We start from the raw sequence: 11,077 nt of genomic DNA on the forward strand, positions 1-11,077 counted from the left end.
AGTATAGCTACCCCTCCAGGACAGCAAAAGCCTGTGGCCCTGCGCTCGGCAGGTAAACGCGTCCCCATGAGGACACCCGCCCCCAGTGGAAGTGTCTACCCCCGACACCGGCAGCGCCGAACGCAACGACGCCCCTAGAACTCAGGTCTCAGGATGGAACTGGAAGTCCCCGAGGTTTCGGCAGCGCTCGCCATTGATCCTTCGCAACTGCGCTTGCAGGTGCAAGCACCAGATCTGCCGGTCATCAGCGACCTGATAACCGTGCAGCGTCAGGCTGTCGACAATGGCATTGAGAACCGACTCGGCGACCAGCGGACCATGGAACGGCCCTTGGGCCTTGATGGCCGAAGGTTGCTCTCCTTCCATCCCGGCCGCGAAGAGCAAGGTCCACATCCCCGTGTCGCCGGCCAGCGGACGGATACTGCACTCGATACGTGTCACCAGGCCCAGGCACTGGCGAGTGAGGCTGAGGTTGCGCATGGCGGCGTCCCCTCTGTGAAGCCTTGTTCAGCCCGAACACTTCAGGCTGTTTCCATCCTGAACGCTGATGCCGTCCTTAGTTCCAGCATAGAAGACCCGCGCAAGAAGATGGAAAACTGGCGCTGAACGGTAGCCATTTGCCTCCAGCGCCGATTTATTGACTCAAGCAGGGTTCGCTTGGGCCACCACCTCTTCCATGCGTTCTTTTTCGGCTTCCTTGATGTCTTCTTCGCTGATCATCTCGGCAATCACCCGCAAGCGCTCGACTACCCGTGCGTTGACACTGCCTTCGGGGAACTGGCCCTTCTCGTCAGGCGCCCCGGCCTCCTCGCCCACCAGCAAGCTCAGGGCCTCATCGGCCTGGCTGACGGCATAGACGTGGAACCGCCCGGCCTCGACCGCCTGCACCACCCGTTCATCGAGCATCAGCGTGGCGACGTTGGCACGTGGGATGATCACCCCTTGCTCGCCCGTCAGGCCGCGAGCCTCACAGAGGCGGAAGAAGCCTTCGATCTTCTCGTTGACACCGCCCACCGCCTGCACCTCACCGAACTGGTTGATCGATCCGGTGATGGCGAAGCACTGCTTGAGCGGAGTACGGGACAAGGCCGAGATCAGCGTGCAGACTTCGCCGAGCGATGCGCTGTCCCCGTCGACATATCCATAGGACTGCTCCAGCGCGATGCTGGCCGAGATCGCCAGCGGGAACTCCTGGGCATAGCGACTGCCCAGGTAACCGGTGAGGATCATCACGCCCTTGGAGTGAATCGGCTGGCCCAGGTTGACCTCGCGCTCGATGTCGACGATGCCGCTGCCACCCGGGTAGACCGTGGCGGAGATCCGTGCCGGCATGCCGAACGCCGAATCCCCGACCTCGAGCACGGTCAGGCCGTTGCACTTGCCGATGGCGGCGCCCTCGGTGTCGATCAGGATGATGCCGGCGAGCATGTCGTCGAGCACCCGCTGCGAAACCCGTCCGGTGCGCGTGGCCTTGGCCTTGAGGGCGCGCTCGATATGCCCGGCATCGGTCATGTCCTCGCTGGCCAGTTGACGGATGAAGTCCGCCTCGCTGACCAACTGGAACAGGTCGCCGATACGCGCCGATAGGCGTGTCTGGTTCTCCGCCAGGCGAGCGCTGTAGGTGGCCAGGCGCGCCACGGCATCGCTGGTCAGCGGGGCCATGCCTTCCTCATTGGTGCGAGTGCGCAGCAACTGGGCGAACTGCTCGAGGTTCTCGTCGACCATCGGCATGTCTTCATCGAAGTCCACCAGTACCCGGAACATCTCCTGGAAATCCGAGTCGTGGTCCTGCAGGGCGTAGTACAGCTGGCGCGAGCCAATGATGACCAGCTTGATGGTGAGCGGGATCATTTGCGGCGTGAGGGTCACGCTGGCGACCCGCCCCAGCTCACCCAGCGGCGATTCCATCTTCAGCTTGCGCGATTGCAGGGCGCGCTTGAGGGCATCCCAGACGAACGGCTCGCCGAGCATCTTCTCCGCTTCAAGGATCAGGAACCCCCCGTTGGCCCGGTGCAGCGCTCCTGGGCGCAGTTGGCGGTAGGAGGTATAGAGCGCGCCCTGGTCGGTGCTGTATTCGATACGGCCGAACAGATTGTCGTAGGTCGGGTGCGGCTCGAAGACCATCGGCGCTCCACCGCTGACATGGTGGCCGACCACCAGGCTCGGGGCGTATTGCTCCTCAAGCATCTTGCGCGCCGCCGCATCGGTCTTGCTGTCATCGACCAGTTGCTCGACCACGGTGCGCAGCAGGTTCAGTTGCATGGACTGCAGGTAGGCGCAGACGGCCGCATTCTCCGCATACTTTTCAGACAGCGGTGCCAGCAGTGGCTGAAGGGCCAGGGTGATGGTTTCTTCGTTGAGCTGACGCAGTTGGTTGTTCGATTCACGCTTCCATTGCGGCAGGCTGGCCAGTTCCTCGTTGAGGCGTTCTTCCAGCTCGGCGATGTCCTCGTGGAACTGCTCGCGCACCTCTTCGGGCAACTGGGCGAACTCGGCCTCGTCCAGTGCCTTGCCATCGGCCATGGGGGTGAAAGCGACATTACTGGCGTCGCGGTACAGGGCCACGTCCTTTTCCAGCGACGCCCGTTCGATCACATCCAGGGCCCGGTCGTAGCGTTGGTTGAAGGCACGGTCGATCGCGCCTTTCTTCTGTTGGTAGGACGGATGCTCGAACACTGCCGGGAACGTGGCCAGCAGGTTGTCGATCAGCCCGTTCATGTCGGTGATGAATTCATTGGCGCTGCCGGCTGGCAGCTCCAGCGCCCGTGGCTCGCGAGTGTCGTCGAAGTTGTTGACATAGACCCAGTCAGACGGCGTCTGCTGGCGCTTACCCTCGGCCTTGAGGTAGCGCTTGACGAACGAGAAGCGGCCGGTGCCCGGCTCGCCCATGACATACACGTTGTAGCCTGGGCGCGGCATGGCCACGCCGAACTGCAGGGCCTCTACGGCGCGTTCCTGGCCCAGGACCCCTCGAAACGGCTCCAGATCGTCAGTGGTGGAAAAGGCAAACTGCTCAGCGGAGAAACGCCGGGTCAGGGCTTCGGGCGCGAGACGCAGGCGCGAGGCGACAGAATCGGGCATTGGGTTTCCTTACTTCGGCGGGGCGGATGAAAGGCATTCTGGCGCTGCCTGCGCGCTGCTTGCAAGGCTTGGCAGGACTTTATGTCGCAGCCCAGCCGATGCGAATGCGCAAGCAATTTTTCGCAATAAATAACGCAACCTTTGGATCGTGCCTAAACTCCAACCTGCGCGGGTGGGCGTATTGCTTTCCCGACCTGGCAACCGCGTTGCCAGAACCCTGACCATTGGTACGTCTACTGAAACCGAAAAAGAGAACAAAGCTATGAAACGGATTCTTCTGGGTACTCTGTTCGCCGCTGTTTCGATCAATGCCATGGCTGAAGCGCCAGGCGGCCCGAACTGCGGCTGGGGCAACTTGCTGTTCGAGGGCCAACGCGGTACACCGGCCCACTTCCTGGCTTCCACCACCAACGGCACTTCCGGCAACGCGACCTTCGGCATGACCTCCGGCACCAACGGCTGCTCGACCAAGGCAGCGCTCACCTATGGCGGCAAATCCTGGTTCGCCATGAACGGTATGATGAACGAGCTTTCCGAAGACATGGCCCAGGGCCAGGGCGAAGCCCTGACTACCTATGCCGTGGTCCTTGGTGTGGCACCTGAAGACCGCGCGCACTTCGCCGCTGTCACTCACCAGCACTTCAGCGAAATCTTCAGCAGCGCCGACGTCACGGCCGAGACCGTCCACAGCAACACGCTCGCTGTTCTCAAGAGTGACCCACGCCTGGCCAAATACGCCACCGAGGCTTGAGTCCTGCCCTTCCCGCCCCGGCTCCGGGGCGGGTTCGGTCACTTTCACCTTCGGCATCATCCAGACGTAGTTGCCCGATATGCTCAAACGCTTCGCTTCCCTGGCGCTGGTCGCCAGTGCTCCACTTCATGCCGCGCCACAGCTCGATCAGGCGCGCGTCCAACAACTGGCCTCCACCCCTTACTGGATTGCCCTGGGTCATTACGAAACGGCCAAGCTCGGCGGCTGGCGCAGCTATGTGGACGATGATGCGTTCTTCCTGGCCCCCGATGGCGCCCATCACCCCGACCAGGAGCTCCAGGCCACGGTCCAGGCTCTGTATGCCCCGGCCAGCCTGGGCGACAAGCATGCCCAGTGCGTCTTCCCCGCCCGCACCCGCTGGCTGCGCGAGCAACTGCAGCTCACGGACTTGCCACAACCGAACTGCCAGGAATTCACCACCTGGTACAAATCCATCGATCCGCACAGCGCCGTGCTGGTCTTCCCGGCGGCCTACCTGAACAGCCCGTCCTCGATGTTCGGCCATACCCTGCTACGCATCGACCAGTCCAACACCCGCAGCGACGACACCACGCTGCTGAGCTACGCGATCAACTTCGGCGCCTACATCGAAGGCAGCGACAACAGCATCCTCTATGCCTGGAAGGGCCTGATGGGCGGCTATCCCGGCCTGTTCGCGCTGATGCCCTACCAAGAGAAGCTCTCGGAGTACCGTAGCCTGGAAAACCGCGATCTGTGGGAATACCAACTGGACCTGACCCCGGAGGAAACCGGGCGCATGGTCGAGCATGTATGGGAACTCAAGCAGATCCAGTTCGACTACTTCTTCTTCGACGAAAACTGCTCCTACCGCTTGCTGGAGCTGCTGCAAGTCGCGCGCCCCAGCCTGGACCTCACTTCGCAGTTCCCGCTGACGGCCATCCCCACCGACACGGTCAAGGCGGTCAAGCAGTCCGGCCTGGTCGCCAGCGTCCATTACCGCCCCTCGCGCGAGCGCGAGCTGCTGGCCCGTGCCGAATCCCTGGACCATGACGAAAAACAGCAAGTGCTGGCCGTCAGTGCCGATACCGCAGAACTGCAGGCGCCGGCCTTCACCGCCCTGCCCCGCGAGCGGCAGGCCCTCGTGCAGGACGCCGCCTACCGCCTGGAGCGTTACCGCGCCAACGGCCAGGCCCGTGATCCGGCCCAAGCCCGGCGCAGCTTCGAGCTGTTGCAGGCCATCAACCGCAACCCACCACCGCCCCTGGCGATCGAGCGGCCGGGCCTGCCGGAGAACGGCCATCAGTCCCGCACCTGGCAACTGGGTGTCGGCACCCGCGAGGACCGCGCCTACGCCGAATACGGCCTGCGCATGGCCTACCATGACCTCAACGACAACGCCTACGGGTTTCCGCTGGGCGCGCAAATAGAAATCCTGCAGCTCAAGTTGCGCCAGTACGAAAACAACGACTGGCAGGTGCAACGCCTGGACCTTGCGACCATCCGCTCCCTGACCCCGCGCAATGAGCTGCTCCAGCCTTGGTCCTGGCAGGTGGCGGGCGGCCTTGAGCGGGTACCGGGCAAACATGACGACGAAGTGCTGGTCAGCCATGTCAACGGCGGTGCGGGTTCCACGTGGCAATTGGCCGACGGCCTCCTGGGCTTTGCACTGGGAACGGTGCGGATCGAGCATCACAACGACTTCGCCCAGTTCATTGCCCCGGCGGCAGGGTTCAACGGCGGCCTGTTGTGGCGCAACGGTCTGGGCAATATGACCCTGGAGGCCAAGGGTGACTACTTCACCAATGGCGAGGTGCGTCGCAGCCTGAGCCTCAACCAGCAGTGGGAGATCAGCCAGAACCTCGGGCTGCGGTTAAGCGCCAGCCGTGAGTTCAGCCATCTGGCGACCGCCCAGAACGAGGTGATGCTGGAGTTGAAGTGGTATCACTACTGAGTCGATGCGCTTCGTGCGTAAACCCGCGCCCATCGTGGGAGCGGGGACACCCGCGAAGCGGCCGGCACACTGCAACGCCGAGCGACTCATTGACACGGTTTTGACGCCCCACCGACAAATCGCCGCCTAGACTTCCCCGCATCGTTCGGAGGTATGTGGTCATGCGCGGGTGCGGGCTCGGGTTGTGGATAATGTTGTCGCTCGCAGGTTGCCAGTCGGCCCACCAGCAGATGATCGACCAGGGCTATCCGCCCGCCTACGCCGACGGTTTCGAGGACGGCTGCGGCAGCGGTCGCCAGGCGGCAGGGTTGATGGTCGGAGGCTTTCGCAAGAACGTGCCGCGCTACCTGCACGATCGCCAGTACGAAACCGGCTGGGACGACGGTTTTCGCCAGTGCAATGCAATGCAGTCCAACGAAGATCTACGCCAGTATCGCGAACGCTATTGGGATGAGCGCGACCGGCAATGGCAGCAAGAAAAAGACCGCGACGCCGCACGCGCCTATCGCCGCCAATGAGTCGCAAACGGACAACCGTTGAAACCCGCAAGCTGCCACCATGGTCTCCTGCACAAGGAGGCCTTTCATGAGTCGAGCATTCGTCAACGAAGACCAGGCCGCTGCCCAGGCCAACCAGCCGGTGGAACGACGGGTCAGTGACCAACCCAACTACGTCACCGCCAGCGGGCTCGCCCAATTGCAGCAACGCGTGGCCGAGCTCAACACACTGCGCAGCGAACTGCTGGCCCAAGGCGAACGTGCCGACCAGCAGCGCCTGGCCGACAGCGAACGGGATTTGCGCTACTTCTCCGCGCGTGTGCAGAGCGCCCAGGTCGTGCCCCCCGCCCACTCCACCGAGAAAGTGCAGATCGGCAGCCGGGTGACCTTCGTCGACGAACAGGACCAGCAACACACGGTGCAACTGGTAGGCGAAGACCAGGCCGACGCCACGCGCGGCCTGATCAACTGGGGTTCCCCGCTGGGCCGAGCGCTGCTGGGGGCGGGGCCGGGGGATCAAGTGCTGTGGCGACGACCTGCAGGGGATCAGTCGATCGAGATCGTCAGCATCGAAGGCGAGCCCTAGGGTCTGTATGAAAAGTCTTGAGACGAAGGTCAGGCAAGGCTGTTTTCAACGCAGCATCACCGAGTATCAAGGCTTTTCGTACAGAGCCTAAAACATCGGGCGCCCTTTTCGCGGGTAAACCCGCGAAAAGGGCCAGTGCGGCGTTTTAGACCACGCCCTGGGCCAGCATGGCATCGGCGACCTTGACGAAGCCGGCGATGTTTGCGCCCTTGACGTAGTTGATGGTGCCGTCGGCTTCTTCGCCATAGTGCACACAGGCGTGGTGGATCGACTGCATGATGTTGTGCAGCTTGCTGTCCACTTCACCGGCAGTCCACAGCAGGCGCATGGCGTTCTGGGACATTTCCAGACCCGAAACCGCCACACCACCGGCGTTTGAGGCTTTGCCCGGCGCGTACAGGATGCCCGCTTCCAGGAAGATATCCACAGCCTCGAGGGTGGTCGGCATGTTGGCGCCCTCGGCTACGCAGATGCAGCCGTTTTGCAGCAGGGTGCGGGCATCTTCGGCGTTGAGCTCGTTCTGGGTGGCGCAAGGCAGCGCGATATCGCAGGGCAGGGTCCATGGCGTCTGGCCCTTACGGAACTCCAGGCCATACTGGCCAGCCATCTCGCTGATGCGACCGCGCTTGACGTTCTTGAGCTCCATCAGCGCATCCCACTGCTCGTCGGTCAAGCCGGCTTCGCAGAACAGGGTGCCTTCGGAGTCCGACAGCGAGATGACCTTGCCGCCCAGGTCCATGACCTTGCGCGCAGCGTACTGGGCCACGTTACCGGAACCCGAGATCGCCACACGGCGGCCGTCGATACGCAGATCGCGGCGCTTGAGCATTTCTTCGGCGAAGTACACGCAGCCGTAGCCGGTGGCTTCAGGGCGGATCAGGCTGCCGCCGTAGGTCATGCCCTTGCCGGTCAGGACCGAAGTGAACTGGTTGGCCAGGCGCTTGTACTGGCCGAACATGTAGCCGATTTCACGAGCGCCGACACCGATGTCACCGGCCGGCACGTCCAGGTCGGCGCCAATGTGACGATACAGCTCGCTCATGAAGGCCTGGCAGAAGCGCATGACTTCGGCATCGCTCTTGCCCTTCGGATCGAAGTCCGAGCCGCCCTTGCCACCGCCCATGGGCAGCGAGGTCAGCGAGTTCTTGAACACCTGCTCGAACGCCAGGAACTTGAGCACGCCCAGATTGACCGACGGGTGGAAACGCAGGCCGCCCTTGTATGGGCCGATGGCGCTGCTCATCTGGATGCGATAGCCACGGTTGACCTGCACTTTGCCTTGGTCGTCGACCCACGAAACGCGGAACAGCACGGCACGCTCCGGCTCGACCATACGCTCGAGAATGCCGGCTTTCAGGTACCGGGGATTGGCTTCGAGGAAAGGCCACAGGCTGCGCAGTACTTCTTCCACCGCCTGATGGAACTCAGGCTGGGCCGGGTCGCGCTGCTTCAGGCGGGCCAGGAAATCGTCGACGGATTCGATCATGGTAGACATCTCACCAAGAGGATTGGACTTATTGGTTTTTTTCGAGACTTTACCAAGAACCAATCGCACCGGAACAGGGCGACATGTCGTTTTTTTGAAATTTTCTGGTGCAATTTCTATAACTGTATACAAAGCCCTGTCCTGTATAAGCGGCCTTGCGCCCGATCGCGGCGCAAGGCGCCCCTACAGACAGGGCCCAGATTCGTTGAAACAGCGCGCCAAACGCCCGGCACAAAAATGGGGCCCCGAAGGGCCCCATTCTTGTGCAGCACTTTGCCGGCTTACTGGGCCAGCTTCTTGTGACGTACCCGGTGCGGCTGGGCAGCGGCATCGCCCAGGCGCTTCTTGCGGTCGGCTTCGTACTCGGTGTAGTTGCCCTCGAAGAACACCACGTTCGAGTCGTCCTCGTAGGCCAGGATGTGGGTGGCCACACGGTCCAGGAACCACCGGTCGTGGGAAATCACAATCGCGGCGCCCGGGAAGTCCAGCAGGGCTTCTTCGAGCGAGCGCAGGGTTTCGACGTCGAGGTCGTTGGACGGTTCGTCGAGCAGCAGGACGTTACCGCCCTCCTTCAGGGTCAGGGCCAGGTGCAGACGGCCACGCTCACCACCGGAGAGGTCCTTGACGAACTTCTGCTGGTCGCCACCTTTGAAGTTGAAACGGCCGACATAGGTACGCGATGGGATTTCATAGTTGCCGATGCGGATCACGTCCGAACCGTCGGAGACCTGCTGGAACACGGTCTTGCTGCCGTCCAGGTCCTCGCGGCTCTGGTCGACGCAGGCCAGTTGCACGGTTTCACCGATCTCGATGCTGCCCGAGTCCGGCTGTTCCTTGCCCATCAGCATGCGGAACAGGGTCGACTTACCGGCACCGTTGCCGCCGATCACGCCAACGATGGCGCCCTTGGGCATGGCGAACGACAGGTTGTCGATCAGTACACGATCGCCATAGCCCTTGGTGACGTTCTTGAACTCGATGACCTTGTCACCCAGGCGTGGACCAGCCGGGATGTAGATCTCGTTGGTCTCGCTGCGCTTCTGGAATTCCTGCGATTGCATCTCCTCGAAGCGTGCCAGACGAGCCTTGGACTTGGACTGACGGGCCTTGGCGCCTTTGCGCACCCATTCCAGTTCTTCCTTCATGGCCCGCTCGTGAGCGCTCTGCTGCTTGGATTCCTGCTCCAGGCGCGCCGACTTGGCTTCCAGCCAGCCCGAGTAGTTGCCTTCGTATGGAATACCGGCGCCGCGGTCCAGCTCAAGGATCCAGCCTGCGACGTTGTCCAGGAAGTAACGGTCGTGGGTGATCGCCACCACAGTGCCCGGGAAGTCGTGCAGGAAGTGCTCCAGCCAGGCCACCGAGTCGGCGTCCAGGTGGTTGGTCGGCTCGTCCAGCAGCAGCATGTCGGGGGCCGACAGCAGCAGGCGGCACAGGGCCACACGGCGCTTCTCGCCGCCGGAAAGGTGTTCGATCTTGGCCTCCCATGGCGGCAGGCGCAGGGCGTCGGCGGCAACCTCCAACTGACGCTCCAGATTGTGGCCGTCGGAGGCCTGCAGGATGGCTTCGAGCTTGGCCTGCTCGGCGGCCAGCTTGTCGAAGTCGGCATCCGGCTCGGCATAGGCGGCATAGACCTCATCCAGGCGCGCCTGGGCGTCCTTGATCACGCTCACCGCTTCCTCGACGACCTCACGGACGGTCTTGCTCGCGTCCAGCTGAGGTTCCTGGGGCAGGTAGCCGACATTGATATCCGGCATCGGACGGGCTTCGCCGTCGAACTCCTTGTCGACGCCGGCCATGATGCGCAGCAGGGTCGATTTGCCCGCGCCGTTGAGGCCGAGCACACCGATCTTCGCGCCAGGGAAGAACGACAGGGAAATGTTCTTCAGGATTTCCCGCTTCGGCGGCACGACCTTGCTCAGCCGATGCATGGTGTAGACGTATTGAGCCAAAACCAAGCCCTCTATCAGAAAGGTAAAGACAACGACCCCGGCATGGGCCAGGGGGCTGTGTTTACGGGGTGTCGTTGAACAAAGTGGGCCATTCTACGCCAAGTCGTGGCGTTTCACAGATGGCGGGGCATCGAATGGGGCTGCATTGAAGGCCAAGCGCCCCGGCAAGGCCGCTCCCGTTCGTACGCAGCGGCACCGGTGGGAGCGACCTTGTGCCGTGAGGGAGGGCACAGCCCTCGCCGAGGCTTGCTCAGACGTGAGCTTGTTTCACCTTGCCGCGAGGCAGGCGGCAACGGTCGTTCTGCTCGGCCAGGCGCGCCGCCCAGGCCGCCTTGACGCTGAAGCTACCGGTACGTGCCGGCTTGCTCATGCCTTGCTTGGCGGTAGGTTGGGCGGCTGGCTTAGCGGCAGATTTTACCGAAGGCGCAGCTACAGCAACCGGCTCGACGGCTGCGTTGGCCGACTTGCGCAGCTCAGCCAGCGAAGGGCTCTTGCGCACCGCCGCGCTGGCCGCATCTGGCTTTGCCAGCGAACGCTGGCAGGACTTGCAGGATACGTCGTCGGTCACGGCAGTGCTGACCAGGGTCTGACTGCTGCGCCCACAGGCGGAATCGAGGCCATTGGTGGAATAGTGAGTAACCAAAACCGTACATCTCCAGAAGCGTTGACTATGAAGCGGCCGGCATTCTCGCACAGCTTGAAGGGTCTTGCCGAACAGGATATCGACCATCGGCAGAGGACAGGGGAGTGGCACTTAGCCATAATTCAAGGCATGCTAGTCGGCTTGATGCGCC

General features: G+C 62.7%; 9 protein-coding genes. 4 read left to right on the forward strand and 5 right to left on the reverse strand.

Going from position 1 to position 11,077, the window contains the following annotated elements; translation table 11 throughout:
• Positions 1 to 141: 141 nt before the first annotated feature.
• A complete protein-coding gene (locus IEC33019_RS20210; protein ID WP_070092746.1) occupies positions 142 to 480 on the reverse strand; it encodes a hypothetical protein in 339 nt (112 codons plus the stop codon).
• A gap of 162 nt (positions 481 to 642) precedes the next feature.
• The gene (locus tag IEC33019_RS20215) at positions 643 to 3,081 is read right to left on the reverse strand and encodes a Lon protease family protein (protein ID WP_070092747.1); all 2,439 of its coding nucleotides are present in this window, start codon (positions 3,079 to 3,081) and stop codon (positions 643 to 645) included.
• A gap of 262 nt (positions 3,082 to 3,343) precedes the next feature.
• Between IEC33019_RS20215 and IEC33019_RS20225 the strand changes: the two genes are divergently transcribed.
• The 4 genes from IEC33019_RS20225 (at position 3,344) to IEC33019_RS20240 (ending at position 6,848) form a co-directional block, all read left to right on the forward strand.
• The gene (locus IEC33019_RS20225; protein ID WP_043208451.1) at positions 3,344 to 3,832 is read left to right on the forward strand and encodes a DUF3015 domain-containing protein; all 489 of its coding nucleotides are present in this window, start codon (positions 3,344 to 3,346) and stop codon (positions 3,830 to 3,832) included.
• Positions 3,833 to 3,911: 79 nt separating this feature from the next.
• Entirely contained in the window at positions 3,912 to 5,765 is a 1,854-nt protein-coding gene (locus tag IEC33019_RS20230; protein WP_070092748.1) for an Lnb N-terminal periplasmic domain-containing protein, read from the forward strand.
• Between the two features lie 161 nt (positions 5,766 to 5,926).
• The gene (locus IEC33019_RS20235) at positions 5,927 to 6,283 is read left to right on the forward strand and encodes a hypothetical protein (RefSeq protein WP_070092749.1); all 357 of its coding nucleotides are present in this window, start codon (positions 5,927 to 5,929) and stop codon (positions 6,281 to 6,283) included.
• Positions 6,284 to 6,350: 67 nt separating this feature from the next.
• The gene (locus tag IEC33019_RS20240; protein WP_070092750.1) at positions 6,351 to 6,848 is read left to right on the forward strand and encodes a GreA/GreB family elongation factor; all 498 of its coding nucleotides are present in this window, start codon (positions 6,351 to 6,353) and stop codon (positions 6,846 to 6,848) included.
• A 145-nt stretch (positions 6,849 to 6,993) separates the two neighbouring features.
• On the opposite strand, the gene gdhA is transcribed toward IEC33019_RS20240, so the two are convergent.
• From gdhA to IEC33019_RS20255, 3 genes are all read right to left on the reverse strand, one after another.
• The gene (gene gdhA, locus IEC33019_RS20245) at positions 6,994 to 8,334 is read right to left on the reverse strand and encodes an NADP-specific glutamate dehydrogenase (protein ID WP_070092751.1); all 1,341 of its coding nucleotides are present in this window, start codon (positions 8,332 to 8,334) and stop codon (positions 6,994 to 6,996) included.
• 281 nt (positions 8,335 to 8,615) lie between these two features.
• Positions 8,616 to 10,283 (reverse strand): energy-dependent translational throttle protein EttA, encoded by a 1,668-nt coding sequence (gene ettA / locus IEC33019_RS20250; protein ID WP_070092752.1) that lies wholly within the window; start codon positions 10,281 to 10,283, stop codon positions 8,616 to 8,618.
• Between the two features lie 250 nt (positions 10,284 to 10,533).
• The gene (locus tag IEC33019_RS20255; protein WP_070092753.1) at positions 10,534 to 10,926 is read right to left on the reverse strand and encodes a hypothetical protein; all 393 of its coding nucleotides are present in this window, start codon (positions 10,924 to 10,926) and stop codon (positions 10,534 to 10,536) included.
• Positions 10,927 to 11,077: the final 151 nt, after the last annotated feature.

This window comes from Pseudomonas putida, from assembly GCF_002741075.1.
In the GTDB taxonomy this organism is placed as follows: Bacteria; Pseudomonadota; Gammaproteobacteria; order Pseudomonadales; family Pseudomonadaceae; genus Aquipseudomonas; species Aquipseudomonas putida_T.

Bases quoted from the DNA above. Each gene is read 5' to 3' on its own strand.
- IEC33019_RS20210 (WP_070092746.1), bottom strand. From the start codon at position 480: ATGCGCAACCTCAGCCTCACTCGCCAGTGCCTGGGCCTGGTGACACGT.
- IEC33019_RS20225 (WP_043208451.1), top strand. From the start codon at position 3,344: ATGAAACGGATTCTTCTGGGTACTCTGTTCGCCGCTGTTTCGATCAAT.
- IEC33019_RS20240 (WP_070092750.1), top strand. From the start codon at position 6,351: ATGAGTCGAGCATTCGTCAACGAAGACCAGGCCGCTGCCCAGGCCAAC.
- IEC33019_RS20230 (WP_070092748.1), top strand. From the start codon at position 3,912: ATGCTCAAACGCTTCGCTTCCCTGGCGCTGGTCGCCAGTGCTCCACTT.
- IEC33019_RS20235 (WP_070092749.1), top strand. From the start codon at position 5,927: ATGCGCGGGTGCGGGCTCGGGTTGTGGATAATGTTGTCGCTCGCAGGT.
- gdhA (WP_070092751.1), bottom strand. From the start codon at position 8,334: ATGATCGAATCCGTCGACGATTTCCTGGCCCGCCTGAAGCAGCGCGAC.
- IEC33019_RS20215 (WP_070092747.1), bottom strand. From the start codon at position 3,081: ATGCCCGATTCTGTCGCCTCGCGCCTGCGTCTCGCGCCCGAAGCCCTG.